The 23,611-nt window shown below is 64.5% G+C and carries 19 protein-coding genes; 7 read left to right on the top strand and 12 right to left on the bottom strand.

All coding sequences use genetic code 11. The annotated features are described in order from the left end of the window. Window positions 1-108: 108 nt before the first annotated feature. The 5 genes from KJP30_RS13185 to KJP30_RS13165 are packed head-to-tail and all read right to left on the bottom strand — an operon-like array spanning window position 109 to window position 6,572. On the bottom strand, window positions 109-2,211 hold the full coding sequence (locus tag KJP30_RS13185; protein ID WP_218449734.1) for an NAD-dependent epimerase/dehydratase family protein: 2,103 nt from the start codon (window positions 2,209-2,211) through the stop codon (window positions 109-111). A gap of 11 nt (window positions 2,212-2,222) precedes the next feature. Then, window positions 2,223-3,182 (bottom strand): glycosyltransferase family 2 protein, encoded by a 960-nt coding sequence (locus tag KJP30_RS13180; protein ID WP_218449733.1) that lies wholly within the window; start codon window positions 3,180-3,182, stop codon window positions 2,223-2,225. Beyond that, entirely contained in the window at window positions 3,179-4,411 is a 1,233-nt protein-coding gene (locus KJP30_RS13175; RefSeq protein ID WP_218449732.1) for a glycosyltransferase family 4 protein, read from the bottom strand. Before KJP30_RS13175 ends, KJP30_RS13180 begins: the two co-directional genes overlap by 4 nt. Continuing rightward, window positions 4,408-5,415, bottom strand: a complete 1,008-nt coding sequence (locus tag KJP30_RS13170) for an NAD-dependent epimerase/dehydratase family protein (protein WP_218449731.1) — start codon at window positions 5,413-5,415, stop codon at window positions 4,408-4,410. Before KJP30_RS13170 ends, KJP30_RS13175 begins: the two co-directional genes overlap by 4 nt. Beyond that, entirely contained in the window at window positions 5,403-6,572 is a 1,170-nt protein-coding gene (locus tag KJP30_RS13165; RefSeq protein WP_224874177.1) for a Gfo/Idh/MocA family protein, read from the bottom strand. The genes KJP30_RS13170 and KJP30_RS13165 overlap by 13 nt, the downstream gene beginning before the upstream one ends. Before the next feature lie 191 nt (window positions 6,573-6,763). On the opposite strand from KJP30_RS13165, the gene KJP30_RS13160 reads away from it, so the two are divergent. Then, a complete protein-coding gene (locus KJP30_RS13160) occupies window positions 6,764-7,522 on the top strand; it encodes a WecB/TagA/CpsF family glycosyltransferase (protein ID WP_218449730.1) in 759 nt (252 codons plus the stop codon). On the opposite strand, the gene KJP30_RS13155 is transcribed toward KJP30_RS13160, so the two are convergent. The 3 genes from KJP30_RS13155 to KJP30_RS13145 are packed head-to-tail and all read right to left on the bottom strand — an operon-like array spanning window position 7,519 to window position 11,884. Then, the gene (locus KJP30_RS13155; RefSeq protein ID WP_218449729.1) at window positions 7,519-8,286 is read right to left on the bottom strand and encodes an SDR family oxidoreductase; all 768 of its coding nucleotides are present in this window, start codon (window positions 8,284-8,286) and stop codon (window positions 7,519-7,521) included. The genes KJP30_RS13160 and KJP30_RS13155 overlap by 4 nt on opposite strands. Beyond that, a complete protein-coding gene (locus KJP30_RS13150; RefSeq protein ID WP_218449728.1) occupies window positions 8,283-9,836 on the bottom strand; it encodes a GMC oxidoreductase in 1,554 nt (517 codons plus the stop codon). The genes KJP30_RS13155 and KJP30_RS13150 overlap by 4 nt, the downstream gene beginning before the upstream one ends. Then, entirely contained in the window at window positions 9,833-11,884 is a 2,052-nt protein-coding gene (locus tag KJP30_RS13145; protein ID WP_218449727.1) for an acyltransferase family protein, read from the bottom strand. Before KJP30_RS13145 ends, KJP30_RS13150 begins: the two co-directional genes overlap by 4 nt. Window positions 11,885-12,040: 156 nt before the next feature. Between KJP30_RS13145 and KJP30_RS13140 the strand changes: the two genes are divergently transcribed. After that, a complete protein-coding gene (locus tag KJP30_RS13140; protein ID WP_218449726.1) occupies window positions 12,041-12,529 on the top strand; it encodes a serine acetyltransferase in 489 nt (162 codons plus the stop codon). A gap of 60 nt (window positions 12,530-12,589) precedes the next feature. Here the strand turns inward: KJP30_RS13140 and KJP30_RS13135 are convergent, their stop codons facing one another. Genes KJP30_RS13135 through KJP30_RS13125 form a run of 3 tightly spaced genes read right to left on the bottom strand, consistent with a single transcriptional unit; the run spans window position 12,590 to window position 15,786 of the window. Continuing rightward, entirely contained in the window at window positions 12,590-13,087 is a 498-nt protein-coding gene (locus KJP30_RS13135; protein ID WP_218449725.1) for a GNAT family N-acetyltransferase, read from the bottom strand. Beyond that, on the bottom strand, window positions 13,084-14,370 hold the full coding sequence (locus tag KJP30_RS13130) for a glycosyltransferase (protein WP_218449724.1): 1,287 nt from the start codon (window positions 14,368-14,370) through the stop codon (window positions 13,084-13,086). The genes KJP30_RS13135 and KJP30_RS13130 overlap by 4 nt, the downstream gene beginning before the upstream one ends. A 12-nt stretch (window positions 14,371-14,382) precedes the next feature. After that, the gene (locus KJP30_RS13125; RefSeq protein WP_218449723.1) at window positions 14,383-15,786 is read right to left on the bottom strand and encodes an O-antigen ligase family protein; all 1,404 of its coding nucleotides are present in this window, start codon (window positions 15,784-15,786) and stop codon (window positions 14,383-14,385) included. A 223-nt stretch (window positions 15,787-16,009) separates the two neighbouring features. On the opposite strand from KJP30_RS13125, the gene KJP30_RS13120 reads away from it, so the two are divergent. From KJP30_RS13120 to KJP30_RS13100, 5 genes are all read left to right on the top strand, one after another. Next, window positions 16,010-17,194 carry a glycosyltransferase family 4 protein gene (locus tag KJP30_RS13120; RefSeq protein WP_218449722.1) on the top strand — a complete coding sequence of 395 codons (1,185 nt, stop codon included), beginning with the start codon at window positions 16,010-16,012 and terminating at the stop codon, window positions 17,192-17,194. Between the two features lie 148 nt (window positions 17,195-17,342). After that, window positions 17,343-18,749, top strand: coding sequence for a selenium-binding protein SBP56-related protein (locus KJP30_RS13115; protein WP_218449721.1), 1,407 nt, complete (start codon window positions 17,343-17,345; stop codon window positions 18,747-18,749). A gap of 176 nt (window positions 18,750-18,925) precedes the next feature. Then, a complete protein-coding gene (locus KJP30_RS13110) occupies window positions 18,926-19,507 on the top strand; it encodes a hypothetical protein (protein WP_246594556.1) in 582 nt (193 codons plus the stop codon). 131 nt (window positions 19,508-19,638) lie between these two features. After that, complete coding sequence (gene xsc, locus KJP30_RS13105) at window positions 19,639-21,432, top strand: sulfoacetaldehyde acetyltransferase (RefSeq protein WP_218449719.1); 1,794 nt, start codon at window positions 19,639-19,641, stop codon at window positions 21,430-21,432. Between the two features lie 3 nt (window positions 21,433-21,435). Continuing rightward, the gene (locus KJP30_RS13100; RefSeq protein ID WP_218449718.1) at window positions 21,436-22,584 is read left to right on the top strand and encodes an acetate/propionate family kinase; all 1,149 of its coding nucleotides are present in this window, start codon (window positions 21,436-21,438) and stop codon (window positions 22,582-22,584) included. 4 nt (window positions 22,585-22,588) lie between these two features. Here KJP30_RS13100 and KJP30_RS13095 read toward each other — a convergent pair whose 3' ends face one another. Beyond that, window positions 22,589-23,440 carry a phosphate acyltransferase gene (locus tag KJP30_RS13095; RefSeq protein ID WP_218449717.1) on the bottom strand — a complete coding sequence of 284 codons (852 nt, stop codon included), beginning with the start codon at window positions 23,438-23,440 and terminating at the stop codon, window positions 22,589-22,591. Window positions 23,441-23,611 lie beyond the last annotated feature (171 nt).

The raw sequence follows: 23,611 nt of genomic DNA, 5'->3' as shown, positions 1-23,611 counted from the left end.
TTGATCTGGTGGCTTTCCCTTGGGGAAGTCACTCGATCTTGGTTTAAACAGCCAATTCTGGCCAGAATAAGGACGAATCCCAAGTATTGTTGACCTGTGCCCGCAGCATCAGAAGCCAAATAGATTGGCCCGCGTGATCGCCTTTTCAACAAAACGCGTCTTGTCCGCCTCTGGTTGCCAGCCCAGCACCTTCTTCGGGAGGCTGTTCACGAAGGGCGAAAAATGTGCGCGGCTTTTCCAGTCCGCCAGCGAAGGGCGAATGACCCCGTGACGCCGCAGGGCGTATTTCTTGAGCAGGTATTTCACCGCGTCCGAGGCATAAAAGGCGTTCAGATTGCCCGGCACGACGCGGATCCTGGCCCCCAGAGTCTCGTGGATCGCGTTGAAATAGCCGCGGGCCGAAAACATCGGTTCGCCGACAAGGTTGAAGCTTTGACCCTCGACCGGCGCGTTGATCATCCGCACCAGCCCGTCGGCCACGTCGTCGATCAGGACGAAGGGCAAGATGTTGCGCCCGTGGCCCCAGATGCGCACCGCCCCCGCGCCATGCCAGCGCCCGATGCCCCAATGTTGCAGCGGACCCCCGTGGCCGACGACGATGCCGGGGCGCGCGATGACCAGCGGCAGGCCCCTTTCGCGGTGCAGTTCCAGCAGCTTGCGTTCGCATTCGGCCTTGGATCGGGCATAGAGGTTGCGGTCGGTCATGTCCTCGGCAAAGCCGGTGTCTTCGGTGATCTGCACATTGGGGTCGGACATGTCGTAGCTGGCGATGGTGCCGGTGTAGACCAGCCGTTTGACGCCCGCCTGTTCGCTGGCCATGGCCACGCGCAGGGCGACGCCCACGTCGTTTTTCAGGCAATCGGCCCATGTGCCGTCCAGCGACTTGGCGAGGTTAAAGACCACCTCGATGCCCTGCATCGCCTCGGTCAGCGCGTCCAGGTCATGCAACGAGGCCGAAACCGTTTCGACAGTGTCGGGCAGGTCCGGGAAAGGGCCAGACCGCCCGCGTGACAGGACACGCACATCGCGCCCTTCGGCGACAAGGCGGCGGGTCAGGGCGCGACCGATAAAGCCGGTGCCGCCGATCACCATCGCGGTGGGTTTCGGTGGACGGGTCTGCACGGCGGGGGCGGCGGTTTGCAGCGTCCGGGACGGGAGTTTCTCGATCATGGCGTCGATGGTGCGCATGACCCTGACCGCGCTTTCGCCGGAAAAGCGCGGGTCCTGCGGGGCGTTCGAGGCGAGCGCGCCGTAGATGGCGGCATTCATGCCCCGGAAGGACAGCCCATAGGGATTGCGCGTGTTGAGCGAGCGCAACTGCGTCCAGGCGTTGGCCAGCCCCTCGCGCCGGTGCTGGCGAGAGAGTTCGAGCTGTTTCTTCAGCGGGTTTGTCACCAGATCGGCCGCGTTTTCCCGTTCGACGGTCAGCACGTCCTGCGCAAAGTCCAGCCGCGCCCGGGCGGAGGAGCCGCGCAGCGTCACCGAGCGGTCATCGACGGTTTCGACCATGGCCATCGTGAACACGAGATCGACATGACCGGCGCGGGCGAGGATGCGAAAGCTTTGCGGGCGCGGGTCGTCGCCCGGCAGCATGACGGGATGGCCTGCGTGGGCATGCAGGATTTCGACCTCGCCAAAGAGGTCATGGGCAAAGGCCACGAGATGCGGACCCAGCTCCAGCAGAAGGTTCCTGGGCTGCCGCAAGAGCCAAAGGTTGAACGGACCAGAGCGCAGCGGGGCCAACGGCAGGGCCCATGTGATTTCGGCCGAGGAGATGCGGCCATAGTCACCGGCCTGCAACGCTGCCTTCATCCGCTCATAAGACGGCAGCCCCAAAAAGTTGTGCCCGGCATGGAAACGTCGCCCGCTTTCCACCGCCACCCTGTGGATCGAATCGGTCTCATCCGCGGATTCAGCCACAGGTTTTTCCACAAGCACGTGGAGTCCGCCTGTGAGGCACTGAGTCGCAATATCCTTATGTATATTTGGCGGCGTCAAGATATGGACAGCGTCGCAGGCCTTCGAATCGATCAGCTCGTCGACAGTTGTGAACACCCTCGCGCCAAGCGGATCGGCCAAGGCGCGGGCGGCGGATTCGGACAGGTCGCAGACGGCGGTGATCTGCACGCCGGGCGTGGCCCGGAGGGCCTCGGCATGCCAGTCGGCGATGTATCCGGCGCCGATCAATCCGATGCGGATGGGGGTGGTCATGGGCTAAGACCTCATTTGTATTCAATAATCCGCATGTCGGCGCCAGAAAGCCGCCGGGCGTGAAACCGCACCATGCCGATCAGGTTTGGAAATTTCGACAGCGTCAGCAGCGCGGCAAGCCGATGCGCCAGCGGGGCGGACAGCCCGTCGGCGCGCAGGCCGCGAATCGACCGCAGGTGGCTGACGCCGAATAGCGCGAGAACGAGCAGGCAAAGCCAAGGGCTGAGGAACAGCCCCAAAAGGAACAGCATCGGCAAGGCCAGCGCAAAGATCAGGACACGGCGGCGTTCGGTCCGGAAATACTCGCGGTGGATGTGGCCTACCTGCGCAAATCCATGGCCGGTTCGGATGGCGCGGCGCCACCATTGGCCAAAGGTCAGCATGGCGGCGTCATGGCGTGTCATGTCCAGCGGCAGACGCTCCAGCCGCCAACCGGCCTTGCGCAGCCGCGTGCAGAATTCATCGTCCTCGGCGGCAATCACTTGCGGGTTCATGCCCCCGATGCCGCGCCACGCCTTTGCCCGGACCATCATGTCGCCGCCACAGGCGTCGATCGGCCCGGCGGGACGGTGCCATTCCCAGTCGCAGATGGCGTTATAGACCGAGGCCTGAGGATGGATTTCCGACCGCCAGCCGGTGACAAGGCCAAGCTGGGGGGCAGCCTCAAGATGGGCGCGGGCGGCATCCAGAAAACCGGGGGCAAGGGCGCAATCGCCGTCGATGAACATGACGATCTGCGGATCGTCCAGCGCGTCAAACCCCGCGTTTCGGGCGCGGGCGGCGGTGAAGGGCAGGGACATGTCCAGTTCCACCACCTGCGCGCCAGCCTTTTGCGCCTCGGCGATGCTGTTGTCGGTGGAGCCGGAGTCGACATAGACAATCCGCCGGGCCTGCCCCCGCACCGAGGCCAGCGCCGCCACCAGCCGCGCGCCTTCGTTCCGTCCGATCAGGACAACATCCACCGGGGTCATGGGCGTTTCCCCCGGGGGGGCTGGCCTGCGCCATAGCCCTGAAACAGCGTCGAGAGCCAGGCGGCCTCTTGCGCGATGGCAAATTCCGCCTCGACCTTGCGGCGACCGGTGGTGCCCATTTCGGCCCGCTGTCGCGGATCGTCCGCCAAAGCGCGGATGGCCTTTGCCAACCCTTCGGTATCGCCGGGCGCAACCAGAAGGCCGGACGCGCCATGTTCCACCAGTTCCGGCACCCCGGCGATGCGCGTGGTGATGACCGGAACCTGCGAGGCCATCGCCTCCATCAGGACAACGGGGACGCCCTCGGCAAAGCTGGGCAGGACAAACAGGTCGGCGGTGGCGAGGGTTTCCGCCACCTCGGATTGCGAGCGATAGCCGGTGAAGGCAACAGGCAAGCCCTGAGCTTGCGCCTCGATCGCGGCGCGGTCCGGGCCATCGCCGATGATGGTCGCGTGCATTCCGGGGATGTCCGCCGCAAGGTTGCGCAGCGCGTCCAGCAGGATGGGAACGCCTTTGACCCCGGCCAGCCGTCCGACAAAGACAAGGTGCAGCTTGTCGCTGTCGCCATGTGGCGCCGCGCCATACCGGGCGGGATCGACGCCGCAATGCACGATATGGAACCGGTCCCAATGGCCCTGATCCGCGAAACACATTAGCTGTGAGCGGCAAAAGTCCGAAATACAGGCGACGAATCGCGCCCGGGCGGCCTTTTCGTCGATCCGCCAGTGGTGCGGTTCGAAAAAGATGTCTGGCCCGTGGATCGTGAAACTGTAGGGGATGCCCGAAAGATCCGAGGCCAGCATGGCCACCGTGCAAGAGGCCTTGGCAATGTGGTTGTGCAGATGTTCAACGTGTTTGTCGGCCAGATGCGCCGCCAGCACTCCGGCCTCAAGAAAGTAGATCAGGTTGTAGAGCCGGCCCTTGAGTCCCTTTGGTGCGGTTTGCCACGCCAGTTTCAGCGTGTTCAGGTAGCGGCCCGGTCGCCGCATCCAGCGCAGATGGGCGGCGATCAACCGGGCGGGGGACTTGCAGGCGTCCAAGACTTTGAAGGTGCGGGCGTGTTCCTCGCGCTGTTCGGGACCGACCAGATGTTCCGCCCCGGTGGTGCGGATCGAACAGGTCTCGACCACATGGCCCAAGGCGCGCAGGGCGGCGACCTCGCGCTGGATGAAGGTATCCGAGGCGCGGGGATATTCCCCGGTCAGATAGGCAAGCCGGGGCAGGGTCACGGGCTGCCCTCCACCGTGCGGGCCATCAACCCCTCAAAGGTGTCGCGGTCTTCGCCGGGAAAGGCGCTGCGCATGGTGGCGTTCGGATACCGCAGCGGCATCAGCCTTGCGCGCAGGATTTCCGGACGCAAAAGGCCGGGGAGCTTGCCGGAAACGGGTTTCAGCAGACCCGCGAGCCCCAGCCACAACCCATAGGGCACGGTCAGGTTCAGGCGTGGCCAGCCGTGACAGCGGCGATGCGCACGCAGGAAACGGGCGCGGGTTGGCCGATCATCGTCAAACACATTGAGGATGCCCGCACCGGGGGTCCAGGTCAGCGCGGCACTAATGGCGATGTGCGCGCATAGGTCCACATGGGCCAGCGGCAGTTCGCCCTGCGACCCGATGGTGACAAGGAGCCGGGATGCCCAGAAGCCTTGCAAGGCGTGCCATGTCCGCCCCGGACCCCAAAGCGCGCCGGGCCGCAGGATCCAGCCGTCTTCAAGATCGTCCTCTTCGAGGAACATCGCCTCTTGCAGGCGTTTGGACCCGGCATAGGCGTCGCGCGCATCTTCGGGGCGGGCGGGGCGCGGGATCAGCGGCGTTGCCTCGTCCAGCAAGGCGCCGGGGGCAAGGGTTTCGGTGTCATAGACCGCAAGGGACGAGATCAGCACAAGGCGCGACTCGGTCGCTTTCCAGACGGTATGGATGGTGCGCGTGGCATTGAGCGTGTCGCGGGCCACGCGGGCGGGATCGTCACCCAGATGCGCGGCGGCATGGATGATCGCGCAATCCTCGGGCATCGCGTCGATCAGGCGTTGCGCCGCGTTCGGGGCGGTCAGGTCCAGTTGCACGGGGGTGATGCCGCTGTCGCTGGCCCAATCCTCTGGCGCGCTGCTGCGGTAGAGCGCGATGACGTCGAGGCCGATTCTGCGGGCCTCGGCCACGCAGGCGCGGCCAAGAAAGCCGTTGGCCCCGGTGATGACGATGGCGGGGCGCGAGTCGTCGCGGATCACATCGCCCATGGCATCGGCTCCATCGGTTGGCAGGTGGTGGTCATGCGCTGGGCGCCAGTGTCCTCACCGGCATTCTGGATCGCCAGCGTGACTTCGGTCAGGTGCAGGGCAAAATCGTTCGACATGCGGCAGGGGCGGTTTTCGCGCAGAGAGTCCAGCACTTCGGCCGGACCAAGCATGAAGTTCATCGCCGCAGCGCCCCAGCGTTTCACCTTGGGGTGGGTGGGCTGCGGGATGCGCAGGGTGCGCGGGAACGGGTGTTCCATCAGGCGGCGGCGCAGGGTCATGCGGCGGGCGAATTTGACCTTGGCGGCGTTGTCCCACGCGGCATCGCAGGACAGCACACCCTTGTCACCGACAATGCGGATGCCGTGGTTGTGCGGCGCGGCGATGGAACAGGTCAACCGCGTGACCGGCCCGTTTTCAAAGAAAAGCGTCGCCACCGACAGGTCCGGAGCAAAGGGGCCGCGGCCCTCCTTGTCGGGGATCGTCTCCGCCGAAGCCGCAACCACGGTGCGCACCGATCCGAACCACGACATCAACCATGTGAGGTAATACCCCGCGTGTTCGAGCGTGCAGCCAACGCGGAACTCATCCTCGAATGGCCAGGGCGCGCCCGACTGCGACTGCCATTTGCGATAGGCCGCCTGCGGGACAAAACCGTCGTCAAGCTCGGCATAGATGGCGCGCGGGGTGCCGGCGGTCTGGTTGCGCAGGGCCTGACCAAGGGTTTGCGCCGCCTCACCCAATGCCGAACAGGGGGCCGAGGCGAGGAGCAAGCGCCGGTCCTTTGCCAGGCTGTGCAGGGCGCGGGCCTGATCCATCGTCATGGCCAGCGGCTTTTCGGAATAGACGTGGCGGCCAGCCTGAAGGCAGGCCTGCGTGGTTTCGAAATGCGCGTCGGGATTGGTGAGGTTCAGGACAAGGGCATCGGGCGCGCTGGTCAGCAGGTCGTCAAAAGATGCGCGTGCGGGCAGATTCCAATGGGCGCAAAAGGTTTGCAGGCGCGCCGTGTCAATGTCCCAGACACCGGCAACCTGAATGCCGGGCATGACCTGCAAGGATTGCATGTACAGATCCGCCACAAAGCCACAGCCCAGCAAGACAACCTGTCCCGCCGCGCCCGCGCCCGTTCCGGCGCCCGCCTGTGTCCTGCCTGAACTCACTATGCCACCCTTGGGCCTGAATAACTTAGGTCAGCTTACATCAGGAAAACATGGCCACAATTCGACCGCTGCCCGGGAATTGCGGCAGCGCGGCACCAGTGGTTCCGAAAAAGTGGAATATGTGTTGGAAAGGGCACTGTAGATTAACCCAATTCGCGCTAAGGCTGCGCGCGGAGGATCAGGGTGCCGCTATGGAATTCCGGATTGGTGACGACAGGATCACCGTGAATGTGCCGACTTGGGCCGTGCTGGAGGCGCGGGTGCGCGAACGGTTTGCCCGCCGCGCCGGTTTCGCCTTGGCGACGATCAACCTTGATCACATCGTCAAGCTGCGGGCCTCTGACGCGTTTCGCACCACCTATCTGGCGCAGGATTTCGTGGTGGCCGACGGCTATCCGATCGTCTGGTTGTCGCGTCTGGCCGGGCGTCCGGTATCCTTGATCCCGGGGTCCGAGGCGATCCTGCCGCTGGTACAGATCGCCGCGGCGCAAGGCGTGACCGTGGCGCTGTTCGGTTCGTCCGAACCAGTGTTGGACGCCGCGGCGGAATACCTTGAACGCGAGGTGCGTGACCTTGAGGTCGTCTGCAAGATCGCGCCGCCGATGGGGTTCGACCCGGCCGGTCCGCAAGCCGAAGAGATGCTGAACCAGATTGCCGAATCGGGCGCGCGGCTGTGCTTTATCGCCTTGGGGGCCCCCAAGCAGGAAAGCTTTGCCGCGACTGGACGACGCGTCGCGCCCGAAGTTGGCTTTGCCTCGATCGGGGCGGGGCTGGATTTCTTTGCCGGGGCGCAGCAACGCGCACCGAAATGGGTGCGCAGCATCGCGATGGAATGGCTGTGGCGGATGATGCTGAACCCGCGCCGGTTGGCCGGGCGCTACGCGAAATGCGCGCTGGCGCTGCCGGGGCTGGTGGCGCGGGCGATCCTGCTGCGCTTCTCCGACCGCTAGGACAGGTTGCGGGGGCGCGGCCTGCGCATCAGAACGGCGTCCTTGAGCTTGGTCTTCAATCCGCGGGGGGGCAGCAATTCGATATCGCGTTCGAATATCGTGCCATTCAGCGACGGATCCCGCATCAGGGCCAGCTTGACCCCCCAACGCGCCGCAATTTCGGGCGGCAGGCCATCGGGGATGCCCATGCCGGTGGCCAGCGCCCCGGGCAGCCAGTCCGAGATCACGATGCCGGGGAAACGGTCGAACAGGTCGGCAATCAGCGCACGGGTCAGCACGCGCTGCGCGCCCTTGGATACCGAGTAGGCGGCAGAGGCCGGCAGGGGGGCCATGTCCGCATAGCTGGACACGTTCAGAATGCGCCCCGATCCACGCGGCGCCATGTCCTGCAGGGCCGCCCATGAACAGGCGTAGACCCCGCCCAGATTGATCGCCATGCTGTGCCAGAACAGTTCGGGCGTTTCCTCGAACAGATCCCGTTTGGGGTAGACGGCGGCGTTGTTGATCAGCAAGGCCATCGGCCCGTGGCGCGCCACACTCGCGGCAAACCCCTGCCGGACCGCCTCGAAATCGGCGACGTCCAGCGGTACGGCGTCGAAGGGGCCGTCACAAAGCGCGGCGGTTTCCTGCAGGGCTTCGGCCCGCCGACCGGTGCCCACAACGGAAAATCCAGCGGCGCAGAGTTGTACCGCCAGCGCACGGCCAAGGCCCGATCCCGCCCCCGTGACCACGGCGAAACCGTCTGCCGGGGTGATCTTTGTCATCTGTGGTCCCCCTTGATCTGTTCAGCCACGCGAAGGGCGTGGGCGGCAATGGTCAGGCTGGGATTCACCCCCATTGAGGTCGGCATGAAACTGGCATCTGCGATCCAGAGGTTGTCAACATCATGCGCCCGTCCGCTTGCATCGGTGACGGACTGCGCGGGGTCATGCCCGAAGCGCAGCGTGCCGCAGGGGTGGCCCCAGTTCAATTCCGGCGTCATGGACAGGAAAAGGTGGCGATGCCCCCGCAGCCCGCGGCGCAGTGCCTTGCGAAAGGCACGGCGTCTTTGCCGCAACTCGTCGGACAGGGTGTAGGTCACGGCCAGCCTTTGGGGCTGCGCCGGGTCGTACTGCACACGGTTTTGGGCATAGGGAAAATCCTCCATCAGCCCGACGAAAAGATGCGCCTGACCCAAAAGAGAATGCGCCACCGCCGCCATCGGGCGGGACAGGGCGCGCAATCGGGGCTGGCCGCGCAGGTCGAACATGCGGTTCAGGAAATGCACCATCTCGCCATAGGAGGCACGGATGCCCATGGCCTGCACCGAGCCAAGGCGCATATCCTCGCGGTGATAGAAATCACGGAAGGAAATCGCCTTTGTCGCGCCGCTGTCCGGCGTGCCGCGCCGCGGCCAAAGCGCAAAGCGTTCGTCCACGTGCAGCATCAGGTTGCAGCCGACCATCCCCGAGCTGTTCGCCAAGCCGTTCGGATGTGCCTCGCAGGTGGAGGCCAGCAGCAGGCGCGGCGAATGCAAGGCACCGGCGGCAAGAATGAATCGGTCGGCGGTCAGGCGTTTCAGCGCGCCGTCGAGACGCGCCTCGACGGCGACGATGCGGCGGTCCTCGGCGATCAGCCGCGTGACGTTTACCCCGGCCAGAAGGTGTGCGTTCCCCGTGGCCAGCGCCGGTTCCACACCGGCGGAACGGCCGTCCATCTTGCAGGGCTTTGGGCATTTGCGGCCAAGGCAGGTCTCACACCCATCGACATGCGCGATGCCGGTGTGGGTGCGGTAGGGGTGCAATCCGGCGGCGCGCAGGCTGTCGGTCAGGGCCTGTTCCGCAGCATGCAGCGGCGGGGGCGCGCGCAGCGGCAGCGGCGGCGCATCCGACAGCGGATCGGGCGTGCCGTGGACCATGAATTGCTGCGCCGCGCGGTCGTACCAAGGGACCATCTGGTCATAACCGACGGGCCACCCGCCTGTCGGGTGGGGCCGGTCAGGCATATCGTCCAGATCGTGCCGTTCAGGCCGTTCCAGCGTGGCCGCGTAAAAGACCGAACTGCCGCCCGGTCCTGTCCCCAAAGGCGCAAAGAATTGCGTTTCCACACCGTCAAGCGACACATGCAGGGGATCGGGCCAAAGACCCCGCGCAGCGCGCGCCTCGGGGACAAAGGCTTCGGTCAGGCCGTTGCGTTCGCTGCGCAGGCCCTGCGGACCCTTTTCAAGAAACAGCACTTTTTGTCCGGCTTCGGCCAGCGCGCGGCCCAGCGTGCCACCGCCCATGCCCGCGCCGATGACGATGGCATCCCAGTGCGTGTCGGCCAGAAGGCTCATCCGTCCGAGGCCCCCTGCATTGAAACCTCGGCGCTCAGCGGGGCAAAGACCGGGCGCAGCACATCGCGGATACGGATGGCGGCGCTGTTGGTCAGGTGGTTGTTGTCGAAGTACTGGCCGCGCCCGTCCTGTACCGCCGAACAGATTCCGTCGGCGCAGAAATATGGCCATGTGTCCAGAAAGGCGATCCGCCCGCCCTCGGCCAGCGGAACCCACGGCGCATCCGAAAGGGTGGCGCGCAGGACGATGGCCTCGGCGGGGACCGTGCTTTGCGTTTCGGCCGGCGCGGCCAGCGGCAGCCCGCGATGCGCAGCCTCGCGGGCGGCAGCGCGGCTGTCATACAAAGGGATTTCCGGCGGTTGGCGCAGGACATTGACCCGCCCCACCAGCGGTGAGAGCTCGGCCACCGTGTCGCGCGCCGCCTGTGCCAGCAGTTGCGGTTGCAGGAGGGCAGTTGACACAGGTCCGTCAGCGGGATGCAGCGCGATGCTGTCATGGGCATTGGCCCCCAGCCCGGTGCCCGTGGCGTAATAGCTCCAGCGTCCGATCAGCAGAATCGAGTCGAGGCTGTCCAGCGCGGGCAGCGCCTGACGGATTTGCTTGTTCGCCTGACGGCAGGCGGTGTCCTGCGCCGGGGTTGCGGCGCTTTCGACCTTGCGCAGACCAAAGAGCGGCGGGCAGCCAGCGCGCCACAGGATGATGCCGGGAACGCCGGCCTCGTGTGCGGCAACATCCAACCCCTCTTTCATGGCGCGGACATGGCTATCGCCCCAGACCAGCAGGCGCGGCGCCCCCTCGGGACCGATCGGGCAGATCTCCAGCCCGTCCAGAGGGCCGCTGTCGGCGATGCGGCACCTGCTCCAGTCCTGAAGGAAGTCGCCGGAGGCGGCGATATGGACCTGTGCCTCGGACGGGAAGCGGGCCGGCAGCCCGTCGGTGCGAAACAGGATGGCACCCAGCGCCAGCGCGGCCCCGGAGGCGAGCGCCATCCCGGCAAGGACAATGCGCCCGGAGAGCGCGCGGGCGTGCCGCACCGGTTGTTCGACAAAGCGCCACGAGAGCCAGGCCAGACCGAAAGAGAGCGCCATCCAGAGCATGGATTCCACCAGCGCCATCTGTCCTCTCAAGGTGGAGGCGAGCGTGAAGACCGGCCAGTGCCACAGGTAAAGCGAATAGGAAATCAACCCGATCATCCGCATCCACGGGTGGGTCAGCAGACGGTTCACCGTATTGGCCCCGGTGCCCGAGGACAACAGAAGCACCGTGCCCAGCACGGGCGGAATCGCCAGAACGCCCGGAAACAGGGGGCCGGCGGGAATGAACCAGATCGAGGCCGCCACCATGACCAGCCCGACCGACGACAACGCCGGGTGGCCGCGCCACTGGCTGCGGGTTTCGTGCCCCCAGATTGCCAGTAGAACGCCGGACAAAAGCTCCCACGCGCGGAAAGGGAAAAGGTAGAATGCCGCCGTATGCGACAGGGGGGTGATCAGGATGCAGGCCGCCAGAGAAAGCGCCCAGCAGGCCACCAATGTCCCGATCAGCCCCCAGCGCCAGCGCGCCAGAAGGATCAGCGCCAGCGGCAGGAAGATGTAGAACTGTTCCTCGACCGCGAGCGACCATGTGTGCAGGAGCGGCTTGTCCTCGGAGGCGGTGTCGAAATAGCCGGCCTGTCTGAAGAACAGGACGTTCGACAGGTAGACCGTGGAGGCGATGACCGCCTTGCCGTATTCGCGGAACTCGAACGGCAGCAGAATGACCCAGCCCAGCGCCGTGGTCACGAGCAGCATGGTGAAGAAGGCGGGCGCGAGGCGGCGAAAGCGGCGGATATAGAAATTGCCTAGGCGGATGCGGCCCGTGGCATCGTATTCGCGCCAGAGGATACCGCCGATCAGGAAGCCGGAGATGACAAAGAAGATGTCCACGCCGACAAATCCACCGGAAAGCGGCAGGCCAAAATGATAAAGCACCACCGCCAGAACGGCGACGGCGCGCAACCCGTCGATATCGCCCCGGTAAGGGAGCGGCATATGCGCGGGCGCAGTCATGGCTTTGGCTGTCCTCGACCGATGGGCGGGAGCGTCATCATTTTCCTTCCGGATTCTCCGGTTCTGTGCACTCTGGTCCCAGAGTGTTGCCATAACCCTTAGGATACCGCATTTCGGGGCAGGAATATGGCGGATCGCGGGAAATGGGCGGGGCGCATGACGGAAAGCGAGATCTCGGCCGAGGTGCCGGACTGGACGCGTGAGCGGATCGAGCGGTTCTGGGAGCCAGGCAAGAAGATGATCCGCGCGGTGCGCCGTTACCAGCATTGGCGGGAACGCGGTGCCCTTGGCGGGATGTTGGCGCGTTACTGGGTGATCAACCACTGGTTCTGGTCGCTGATGTGCCAGAGCGAATTGCACCTGACCACGCGGATCGGGGGCGGGCTGCGGCTGACCCATCCGACGGGGATCATCATCCACCCCGAGGCGCAGATCGGCGTGAATTGCATGATCTTTCACCAGGTGACGCTGGCCGGGCCGGTGGTGCTGGGTGGGCATGTGGATATTGGCGCGGGAGCCAAGCTGATCGGGCCGCTGGTGGTGGGCGATCACGCGGTGATCGGCGCGAATGCGGTTGTGACACGGGATGTGCCCGCAGGCGCGACGGTGGCGGGAATCCCCGCACGGGTGATCGCGCAGCGGTAGGGGGCGCTGCCCCCTCGGCCTGCGGCCTCACCCCCGGAGTATTTTCGCCAAGAAGAAACCCTAGGGAAAATCCAGGCGGAAACGGCGGATGTCGTTGTCAGGCGTTTGTTCGGTGAAGCCGGCCTTGAGCAGCACACGGGCAGAGGCGGGGTTTTCCATGGCGACGCCGGCCTCGATCACTTGTGGTGGCTGGGTACGGAGGTGGTCGATCAGGCCGTGCAGCAGTTCGGTGGCATAGCCTTTGCCCCAGGCGGATTGGTCGAACAGGTAGCCGAGGTGTCTTGGCCCGGAAGGATCGGGGCGGAAGAGGAACAGGAGGCCGATCAGCTGGTGATCGGCTTCGATCAGCGAGACCTGCGCCCGTTCGGCACGTTGGTCGATCCAGCGGGATATGGCATCCGGGCCTGCGTCCGGCGCGAAATCCGGCGGCAGGTGTTTCAGGACCGCCGGGGTGAGCATGGTGGCCAGACGGTCCTGCAGGGCGGACCGGGCCATGGGGTTTGACAGGGCGGCGTTCCAGGGGTGAACCGTCAGGCGCCGGGTGGTGAAGCCGGTCAATAGCCCAGCCCCGTCAGCGGGTTGCCGGCAAGGAGCGCGCGGTAGATTTCGAGCGTCTTTTCGCCCTTCATCGCCCAGGGAAAGAAGTCCTCGGCATAGGTTCTGGCGCGTTCGGCGGTTTCGGCCATGATGTGGGGGGCTTCGGCGCAAGCCTCCATTTCCAGCCGGAAACCTTCGACCATGCGGTCGAAGCCTGCCATTTCGACCCGCGCGCCGCGTCCTTCGGCGGCGAGATCGCCGGGCGCGCCGTAGTTGGCGACCAGAACCATCGTGCCGCAGGCCATCGCCTCGATCACCACTCCGGCGCCGAGTTCGCGGATCGAGGGGAAGACGAAGGCGTCGCAGGCACGCATCATTCCGGCCACCTCGCACTGGGTCTTGCGGCCGTGCATCGTGATGTTGTCCTGCAACCCGTGTTCGGCGATCAGCGCCTCCATCCGGGGGCGTTCGGGGCCGTCACCGACGACATGCAGGTGGTGGCGGCGCAGGGCTTCAGAGCCGGCAAAGGCGCGGATCGGCAGTTCCGGCAGTTTGTAGGGCACAAGGCGGCCTGCGTAGAGAAAGTTCAGCCGTCCTTCGCCACGGCTGCCTGACGGTAACGCGCCTTGGGCATGGAAGATGGCCGGGTCAAAACCGATTTCCGGAAAGGAGACGATGCGGGCGTCTTCGACCCGGGGCAGATCGGCGCGGGTGTGCGAAAAGGCGCAGAGCACGGCGGCGGCCTTGTCATAGGTGCTGCGGGCATAGGGCAGGTATTTGTAGAGGTTGCGCAACTTGCGCAGGCCTTCCTTTTCGCGCGCCTGTTCGGCGGCAAAGGCGCGCGGCCAGTCGAGATTGCCGTTCAGCGGGCCGATGACGAAGGGCTGTGGCACCTTGTGCGCCAGCCAGCTGGGCAGGGTGGGCGACATAGGCGTGATGCGGTGCACGATGTCGTAGCGCCCCGCCTTCAGATCCTTGCGAAAGTGCCGCCAGACGCCCTGTTCGAAGGCCAGATAAGGCAGGTAGTTGAACATCATCGAGGTCGACCAGCCGACCTCTTCGCCGCCGCGGATCAACCGGGCCAGCCGGTACAAGGGCGAGGCGATCCATTCATTGTCGATATAGGTGACAGGGACTGAGGGCCGCGCCTTTTCGATGTTTTCGCGGTTGCGCACATGGGTGGCGACGGTCACATCGGCCAGCTTGCCGATTTCCTGTGCGTATTTGTAGCCGACGATGGGCAGCGAGGGCCATTCCGGGTTGCATTCATCGGCAACGATCAGGACGCGGGGTCTGGAGGTCATGAAAGGCCCTTTCTACATCACGGTTCGGCGTCGCAGGCGGCTGCGGGCCGACACGTGCCGGACCGAAGGTGCCGCCCTGTGCAGCCGTTCGGCATAGCCGGTCAGCGCGCCCGCCATCAGCCATGACAGTGGGGTAAGCGTGGCGTTGGGGATCATGTCGGCCACGTTGATCGCCAACATCAGGCTAAGCGGTCCGACAAAGGGAGAAATCACATCGGACCCATGGCCAGTCATGGATCGCCAGATCAGGACAAGCGGCCAAAGAAGAAGCCCGAACTGGGCAAGGAAACCCACCCAGCCGTAGGTGCCGATGGACACGATCCAAAATCCGTCCGTCACCGTCAGGATCGCACCGCTGAACGGGTCGAGGATGTGGTTGCGGCCCCAGCTGCCCCAGCCAAAGACGGGTTTGATGTAGGCGCGCTCCAGCAGGGTATCTTCGTTCTGGAACCGAAAACGGAGAGATCCGGCGCGGTCCGGGTCGATCTTTTCGGCCTGTGCCAGCATCTGTTCCTGCGGAACGAGATCTGCGCCCTTGAGGATCGGGTAGGCAAGCGCGATGGCACCGATCACCAGCGCAATGCGGACCTGTGTCCGGGGTGTCAGCAGGACAACCAGCGGGACAAGCATTGCCATGAAGATCAGCGCGCCAAGGGATTTCGCCATGATCAGGATCAGCGTGAGATACATTGCGATTGCCAGCATCTTGAGCCGGCCGGATCCCTTGTGCCAGCGCCACAGCGCCCAGGCCGATACAACGGAGGTCATCAGGAAGAAGGCAACCCAGATCCCGTGGTAAAGAAAGACGATGGGGCGATAGCCGCCAAACCGGATCGTCTGGGCGAAATAGTGCTGGAAGTAGCCGTAGACCCAGCTGTTCAGCTGTGGGGACAGGCGAATTTCCATCAACATCAGCGGGGTATAGATCAGCCCGCCGATCATCAGTGCGCGCATCAGTTCGCGTTGCGCGCCGCCATGGGCCAGATGCTGGCGGGCCAGCAGGAAGGGCAGCACCATCAGGAACTGCTCCAGCACCAGCGCGGCCGCATCCTTGAGCCCCAGCGCGGGCAGTCCGACAAGGCCGAAAAACACCGGCTCGCCATTGGTCAGCACGGTCATGACCGGAGAAAAGATAAAGGTCAGCAACAACACTCTGGCCATCACGGATCGTGGCAGCAACGGGCCGTTGGTCTCGCTTCGCCAGAGCGTGACGGCAAAGGCCATGAGTGCGGGGATGTTGTGCTTGTCCAAGGGCGGCATCATCGGGAAATCGAAGACCGCGGGCGGTTCCGGCAGGAAGAGATAGCACAGCATCAGCGACCAGATGATCGCACGATCCAACGGCAGCCGCGACATCATCACGGCCACGAAGATCGGGCTTGCCGCCAGTGCAAGGAAGGCGATCTGGTTGGGCATGGTCGCTTTGCGGTTTGGGCGCGGAGATGCGCCGGGTTCGCATCTGACTAGCAACGCGCTGGGGCAAAGTCGCGGCTGCATTGGGCCAAAAGCGTGGAAATGGCCACAATTCGGCCGGGTGCGGCGCGCTGTTGCGGGAAATCCGCAGGGGTGCCGCAAAATCGCCGGGTTCTGATAGCATGGGGGACGGACCCCTAGGACGGACAGGCAAGACTGGCACATCATGGCCCGATCCCCGCTGCGCATCGCCTATCTCTGTGACATGTCCCCTTTGGACAGAAACCTTTATTCCGGGGGGAACGCTCGGATCTTCGACGCCCTGAGGGCGCACGCCGGAGAGGTGACGATCCTGCCGCAATCCTGGGCGCTGGCCGAACCGCTGCGGCGGTTGATCCATGCCATGCCCGAGGCGGTGAACCTGCGTGCGCGCTGGCGGGCGCATTACGCCCTGCGCCGGGTGATCGCGCGCGGGATCGAGGCCGAGCTGAAACGCCAAGAGTTTGACGTTCTGTTCGGGGCCTATGCCTTGCATGCATTGGCCGGGGTGCGTCCGCCAAAGGGGGTGGTCACGGCCTTTACCTCGGACGCCACGCAGACGGTTTATCGCCTCTCCGAAGTGGGACAGGCGCACAAGCGGGTTTTTGCGCTGGGCCATTTGTTGGACGGCTGGGTGGAGCGGCAGGAACGCGCCGCGCTGCAACAGGCGGACCTGCTGCTCTGGCCGTCGCAATGGCTGAAAGACGCGGTAGAGGACCGGTACGGCATCGATCCGGGCATCAGTCATCTGGTGCCTTGGGGGGCCAATATTGCGACGCCGCCAGCGCCGCCTCCGCGCGCGCTTTGCCCCGATGGTCCGCTGCGCCTGTTGGTGATCGGGCGCAACTGGTTTGCCAAGGGCGGGCCGGTGGCCTTTGACACGATGATGGCGCTGCGCGATGCGGGCGTGGATGCGCAACTGACGGTGATCGGCTGCGTCCCGCCAGAGTTCCATCTCAATGAGTTTGTCACCGTGCATCCGCAATTGAACAAAGCGGTGCCCGAGGAGCTGGCGTTGTTCGATGCCGCCCTGTCCCAAGCGCATTTCTTGGTCATGCCGTCGTTCGAATCCTACGGTTTCGCCTTTTGCGAAGCAGCCGCGCACGGCCTGCCGGCGCTGTGCCTCGCGGTCGGCGGCGTCCCGGTGCGCAATGGTGTTACGGGCCACGCGTTGCCCGCAGGTGCCGGGGCCGGAGATTTCGCGGCGATCATCCGGGGCTATATTGCCGATCCCGAGGCATATCTGCGGTTAAGCCTGTCGGCCCGGCAAGAGTTCGAGAGCCATCTGAACTGGGACGCCTGGGGGCGACGTTGCGCGGACCTGCTGCACGAGGCCGTTGCCCGCAAGCGCTGCGAAACCGACAGTCGCTGATCTTGCCTGCTGCGACGCAGCGTCGCAGGGAATCATTGACCCATGGTTGGGGCTGAGGCCTACTTGGCCCAAGTTTTTATCTCGTTTGCCAAATTAACGACCGCCTTCAAAGGGCAGCGCTTTCTATTTTGACAGGAGGAGAAACGCCATGAATGAAACCTTCCGGCCCGATCCGACATTTTATCCGACGCCGAGAATGGCGATGGATGCACCGGTCGAAACGCTTGCCTTTACCCTTATGCTCAGTCCGGATTTTTCGCAGCCTGACGGGCTGGCAGTGGTCGATGTGAACCCGTCGTCCGACACCTATGGCCAGATTCTGCACACGGTCATCATGCCCTACAAAGGCGACGAGTTTCACCATTTCGGCTGGAACGCCTGTTCTTCGGCGTTGTCGCCTCTGACCGGCCATGCTTTCCTTGAACGCCGCTATCTCATCATTCCGGGGATCCGGTCGTCGCGGATCTATGTCATCGACGTCAAGGAACCGCTGAAGGCCAAGATCCACAAGATCATCGAACCCGAAGAGGTCTTTGCCAAGACCGGCTATTCGCGTCCGCACACGATCCATTGCGGACCCGAAGGCATCTATGTCTCGACCCTTGGCGGTGGTGGCGCGGATGGCACCAATGGTCCTCCGGGGATTTTCATCCTCGATTGCGAGAGCTTCGAGATCCTCGGCCGCTATGAAATGGACCGGGGCAAACAGGACAAGCATTACGATTTCTGGTGGAACCTGCCGCGCGACTACATGGTAAGCAGCGAATGGGCGCTGCCGCCGCAGTTCGAAAACGGCATCGTGCCCGAGGATCTGCTGTCCAACAAATATGGCCATTCGATCCATTTCTGGAACCTGCGCGAACGCCGCAACGTGCAGACCATCGACCTGGGCGAAAACCACCAGATGGCGCTGGAAGTCCGGCCTGCCCATGACCCGGCGAAAAAGCATGGCTTTGTCGGCGTGGTTGTGGACACGACCAACCTGCAGGGGGCGATCTTTACCTGGTGGCAGAAGGATGACGGCACATTCGAAGCCAAGAAGACCATCACCATCGACCCGCAACCGGCGGATGCGGACGATCTGCCGGACCTGTTGAAAGGCTTTGGCGCGGTGCCCGCGCTGGTGACGGACATCGACCTGAGCCTTGATGACCGGTTCCTTTATGTCGCCTGCTGGGGGCAGGGCGAGATGCATCAGTACGACGTCAGCGACCCGATGAACCCGACGCTGGCCGGCAAGGTGCAGATCGGCGGCATCGTGAAGAAGACGCCGCATCCTTCGGGAAAGGATTTCGGCTATGGTCCGCAGATGGTCGAGATCAGCCGGGACGGCAAACGGGTCTACTGGACCAACTCGCTGTATTCCACATGGGACGACCAGTTCTATCCGGGGGACCGGGGCGCGGCCATGGTCATGGCACTTGTGGGAGAGAACGGCGGGCTGACCTTGGACAAGGATTTCTGCGTTGATTTTCCGGCGGGCTATCGCAGCCACCAGATCCGGCTGGAAGGGGGCGACTGTTCGACCGACAGTTTCTGTTATCCCAACGTCTGAAACCCGGTCGGGCGGCGGCCTTGCGGGGCCGCCGTTGGCGGGTGAGTATTTTTGCCAAGAAGAAGCACAGGGGGAGTCGTGACCTGTAGAGGGGCGCGCGCGTGAGCGGCGAGTCGCTTTGGGCGCTTTGGGGGGCGGTTCTGCTGGCGGGGGTCTATCACGGGGTGAACCCGGGGATGGGCTGGCCGCTTGCGGTATCGGCGGCTTTGATGGAGCGGCGCCGCGTGGCCTTGTGGCGGGCGCTGGGTCTCTTGTCGGCGGGCCACTTTCTGGCCATGGCCGCGATCCTTTTGCCTTTTACCGCGATGGCCGTGTTGGTGGACTGGGAGCGGGAGATCCGCATGGGGGCGGGTCTTTTGGTGATTGGCATGGGGATTTACCTGCTGGTCAACCGGCGTCATCCGAGGATGCTGGCCCGGGTGCCGCCGTCGCGGCTGGCGTTGTGGTCGTTCCTTGCGGCGCTGGCGCATGGGGCCGGGTTGATGTTGGTGCCCATCTACCTTGGGCTTTGTGATCTGGATGCCGAGGGGGCGGGGCATCAGGCGGTGGGTGTCTTGATGGCAGAGCACGCGGGCACGGCGCTGGGAGTGGCCATGGCTCATACGGCGGCTATGGCCCTTGCGGGTGGCGGTCTGGCGCTGGCGATCTATCACTGGGTGGGGCTGAAGTTCCTGACCCGCGGATGGTTCAATCTGGATGTGCTTTGGGCCAGCAGCCTTGTGGCTGTTGGCGGTATCGGGCTTTGGGCGGCGTATTGACCGTTGGGCTTGGCGAATCTGGTCTTAATCGGCGTTTTCAACTGGCCCTATCCGCTGTGAAATCGCGCCGATAGATTGCCCTTCAATCGCCGGCGGTCCTTGCCGGCGCCTTTGCTTGGGGAGCGCGGCCAATGAAGATGACCACCGAAGAAGCCTTTGTGAAAGTGCTTCAGCGTCATGGGATCGAACATGCTTTCGGGATCATCGGGTCGGCTTTCATGCCGATTTCCGACCTGTTCCCGAAGGCGGGCATCATGTTCTGGGATTGCGCGCACGAAGGGTCCGGCGGGTTCATGGCGGACGGGTATACCCGCGCCTCTGGCAAGATGAGCATGATGATCGCCCAGAATGGTCCGGGCATCACCAATTTTGTCACCCCGGTAAAGACGGCCTATTGGAACCACACACCGCTGTTGTTGGTGACGCCGCAGGCCGCGAACAAGACCATCGGGCAGGGCGGTTTCCAGGAAGTCGAGCAGATGAAGCTGTTCGAGGACATGGTTGCCTACCAGGAAGAGGTCCGCGACCCGTCTCGCATCGCAGAGGTGCTGACCCGCGTGATTGCGCAGGCCAAGCGCGCCAGCGCCCCCGCGCAGATCAACGTGCCGCGTGATTACTGGACCCAGGTCATCGACATCGAGATCCCCGAGCCGATCGAGTTTGAACGGTCTTCGGGTGGCGAAAGCTCGGTTGCTCAGGCGGCGGCGCTTTTGTCTGGCGCGAAGAACCCGGTGATCCTGAACGGTGCGGGCACGGTCCTGTCCGAGGGCGGGATTGCCGCCAGCATGGCGCTGGCCGAGCGGTTGGATGCACCGGTTTGCGTGGGCTACCAGCACAATGACGCCTTCCCGGGTGGGCATCCGCTGTTTGCGGGGCCTTTGGGCTACAACGGGTCCAAGGCGGCGATGGAGCTGATCAAAGAGGCGGACGTTGTGCTGGCGCTGGGCACGCGCCTGAATCCCTTCTCGACCCTGCCGGGCTACGGGATGGAATACTGGCCGACCGGGGCCAAGGTGATCCAGGTGGACATCAACCCCGATCGCATCGGGCTGACCAAGAAGATCAGCGTCGGGGTCGTCGGAGATGCGGCCAAGGTGGCCTCGGGTATTCTGGCACAACTGTCGGATACGGCGGGTGACGAAGGGCGCGCAGACCGCAAGGCAAAGATCGCCGAAGCCAAGAGCCGCTGGGCACAGCAGTTGTCCAGCATGGACCACGAGGATGACGACCCCGGCACCAGCTGGAACCAGCGCGCCCGCGATGCCAAGCCCGAGTGGATGAGCCCGCGCATGGCCTGGCGCGCGATCCAGAGCGCCCTGCCGCGTGAGGCGATCATCAGCTCGGACATTGGCAACAACTGTGCCATCGGCAATGCCTATCCGTCCTTTGACGAGGGCCGCAAATATCTTGCGCCGGGTCTGTTCGGGCCCTGCGGCTATGGTCTGCCCTCGATCATCGGGGCCAAGATCGGCTGCCCGGATGTGCCGGTGGTGGGGTTTGCCGGGGACGGGGCCTTTGGCATCGCGGTGAACGAGCTGACTGCCATTGGCCGAGAGGAATGGCCGCCGGTGACGCAGATCGTCTTTCGCAATTACCAGTGGGGGGCGGAAAAGCGGAACTCGACCCTGTGGTATGACGACAACTTTGTCGGGACAGAACTGGACGATGATGTGAGCTATGCCGGGATCGCCAATGCCTGCGGTCTGAAAGGCGTGGTCGCACGCACCATGGACGAGCTGACCGAGGCGCTGAAACAGGCGGTGAAGGACCAGATGGAAAATGGCGTGACCACGCTGATCGAGGCGCTGATCAACCAGGAACTGGGCGAGCCCTTCCGTCGCGATGCGATGAAGAAACCGGTTGTCGTGGCGGGGATCGACGCCTCGGACATGCGTCCCCAGACCCCCGCCAAAGCGGCGGAATAATCCATGGCGGACCCGACGGCTGGCGAGGTGCTCGTCCTGAACGTCGGGTCTTCCTCGATCAAATCCGTTCTTTTCGACACCGCACTGCGCGAGGTTTTGCGCGGGGGTGTCGAAGGGCTTGGTTCGCGGGCTGAACTGCGCATGGGGCCGTCGCGGCAAGAGGTCGCCGCGCCGGATCATCGGGCGGGGCTTGCCGTCCTGTTTCAGGCGCTCAAGGTGCAGGGTGTGGCGGTTTCATCGCTGCGCGTTGTCGGGCACCGGGTGGTGCATGGCGGGCCAAGCTTGACTGCACCCGCGCGGATCACCCCCGAGATCGAGGCAGAGATTGCGCGCTGTGTACCTTTGGCACCGCTGCACAATCCGCACCACCTTGCCGCAATGCGGGCGGTCGGGACATTTGCCCCGGAGCTGCCACAGGTTGCCTGTTTCGATACCGGGTTCCACGCCACGAATCCGGAGGTTGCGCATCGTTATGCCTTGCCTGCCGATTGCGTCGAGGCGGGCATCCGGCGCTATGGCTTTCATGGGCTCAGCTACGCGGGGCTGGTGACGCGGTTGGCCGAGTTGAACGGTAAATTGCCCGAAAGGGTTCTGGCCTTTCACCTTGGTAACGGGGCCTCGGCCTGTGCGATCCACAAAGGGCAGAGCGTGGCGACCACCATGGGCTATTCCCCCACCGACGGGCTGACCATGGGAACCCGTTGCGGCGCGATCGACCCCAACGCCGTTCTGCGTCTTGCCGAAGAGCGTGGTATCGACGGGGCGCGCCACCTGCTGAACCATCAATCCGGCCTGGCCGGGTTGTCGGGCGGCACCTCTGACATGCGCAGACTGGAGGCTAGCGACGATCCGGCCAGCCGGTTTGCGATAGCCCATTTTACCTATTGGGCCCGTCGCCACGCCGGCAGCCTGCTCGCCGCGATGGAAGGGGTGGACGCCATCGTATTCACCGGTGGCATCGGTGAAAACGCGGCCCAGGTCCGGGCGGCGATCCTGGACGGGTTGCGCTGGGCCGGAGCGTCCTTTGACGCCGAAAGAAATGCCCGCAATGCCCCCCGACTGCATCAAGACGGTTCCGGGGTTTCGGTCTGGGTGATCCCGGCGCAGGAAGAGCGCGTAATTGCCAAAGCCGCCTTGCAGGTGCTGGGATGACGGCTCAGGTCAGCGCCAGCGTGACGGCGGTCGCCGCAACGATGTCGTCTTCGGTCGCGCCTCGGGACAGGTCGCAGACCGGTTTGCGAAAGCCTTGCAGGATCGGCCCCAGCGCCTGCGCCCCGGCCAGTTCCTGCACCAGCTTGTACCCGATATTGCCGCTATCGAGATCGGGAAAGATCAGCACATTTGCATCGCCCTGTCCCAGCCCCTTTTTGGCGGCGATGACCGGGTTCAAGGCGGCATCTGCTTGCAGCGGTCCGGCAAACCCGGTCAGTTCTGCCGCTTTGCGCACCCGGTCGACGCTGTCGCCTGCGCCGCTGCTGCCGGTCGAGAAGGACAGGAAAGCTACCCGCGACTCTCCCAGCAGGGCCCGCGCCGTACGTGCCGAGGCACGCGCGATCGCTGCCAGCCCCTCGGCCTCCGGTGCCACGTTCACGGCGCAATCGGCAAAGATCAGCTCTTGGCCATTGGGCAGAACCATCACGAAACAGGAGGAGGGCAGGGCCACCCCGTCCGCCAATCCGATTCCGATAGCGGCCGCCTCGATCACCCGCCGCGTGGGCGCATCGGCCCCGGCCACCATGGCTTCGGCCTCTCCGGCGGCCACCATGGCCGCGGCGCGGTATAGCGGCCGGTCCAGCATCCGCCTGGCGACACCTTCTTTCATGCCGCGACCATCTACCAAAGCACAGACCATGGCGTCTGATGGCGGTGCCAGTCCCACAGGCTCTGCCAGCCCTTCGGCCTTTAGCCGTGCGCAGGCACCGGCCACGCGAGGATCTTCCATCTCTGGAAAGACGACGCGGGCCCGCGTTGCCCGGGCCCTGTCAAAGGCGCGCTCCAAGACGCTCATGTCGGGCACCCTCCCTGCCGATCCGGGGAACAGAGTGCCGGAACCGCAGGCGGGATTTCAACCCTTCGAACGGGTGCGTGATGTCCTTCTGATTTCGGCGGGGATTCAGGAAATTGACGTGCCATTTTCGGAATTTCCGAAACAGATCAGGCCGTACTTGCGGTTCGGCAG

The organism is Antarctobacter sediminis (assembly GCF_019218285.1).
Classification (GTDB): Bacteria; Pseudomonadota; Alphaproteobacteria; order Rhodobacterales; family Rhodobacteraceae; genus Antarctobacter; species Antarctobacter sediminis.
The sequence above is the reverse complement of the archived record's forward strand: the minus strand, read 5'-3'. Positions and strand labels throughout refer to the sequence as shown.

Coding starts and splice junctions, on each gene's coding strand:
- KJP30_RS13180 (WP_218449733.1), bottom strand. CDS start 3,182: ATGACCCCGGTGGATGTTGTCCTGATCGGACGGAACGAAGGCGCGCGG.
- KJP30_RS13155 (WP_218449729.1), bottom strand. CDS start 8,286: ATGACAAAGATCACCCCGGCAGACGGTTTCGCCGTGGTCACGGGGGCG.
- KJP30_RS13100 (WP_218449718.1), top strand. CDS start 21,436: ATGGCGGACCCGACGGCTGGCGAGGTGCTCGTCCTGAACGTCGGGTCT.
- KJP30_RS13095 (WP_218449717.1), bottom strand. CDS start 23,440: ATGAGCGTCTTGGAGCGCGCCTTTGACAGGGCCCGGGCAACGCGGGCC.
- KJP30_RS13160 (WP_218449730.1), top strand. CDS start 6,764: ATGGAATTCCGGATTGGTGACGACAGGATCACCGTGAATGTGCCGACT.
- KJP30_RS13150 (WP_218449728.1), bottom strand. CDS start 9,836: ATGAGCCTTCTGGCCGACACGCACTGGGATGCCATCGTCATCGGCGCG.
- xsc (WP_218449719.1), top strand. CDS start 19,639: ATGAAGATGACCACCGAAGAAGCCTTTGTGAAAGTGCTTCAGCGTCAT.
- KJP30_RS13170 (WP_218449731.1), bottom strand. CDS start 5,415: ATGGGCGATGTGATCCGCGACGACTCGCGCCCCGCCATCGTCATCACC.
- KJP30_RS13120 (WP_218449722.1), top strand. CDS start 16,010: ATGGCCCGATCCCCGCTGCGCATCGCCTATCTCTGTGACATGTCCCCT.
- KJP30_RS13145 (WP_218449727.1), bottom strand. CDS start 11,884: ATGACTGCGCCCGCGCATATGCCGCTCCCTTACCGGGGCGATATCGAC.
- KJP30_RS13125 (WP_218449723.1), bottom strand. CDS start 15,786: ATGCCCAACCAGATCGCCTTCCTTGCACTGGCGGCAAGCCCGATCTTC.
- KJP30_RS13110 (WP_246594556.1), top strand. CDS start 18,926: ATGGGCTGGCCGCTTGCGGTATCGGCGGCTTTGATGGAGCGGCGCCGC.
- KJP30_RS13140 (WP_218449726.1), top strand. CDS start 12,041: ATGACGGAAAGCGAGATCTCGGCCGAGGTGCCGGACTGGACGCGTGAG.
- KJP30_RS13185 (WP_218449734.1), bottom strand. CDS start 2,211: ATGACCACCCCCATCCGCATCGGATTGATCGGCGCCGGATACATCGCC.
- KJP30_RS13130 (WP_218449724.1), bottom strand. CDS start 14,370: ATGACCTCCAGACCCCGCGTCCTGATCGTTGCCGATGAATGCAACCCG.
- KJP30_RS13115 (WP_218449721.1), top strand. CDS start 17,343: ATGAATGAAACCTTCCGGCCCGATCCGACATTTTATCCGACGCCGAGA.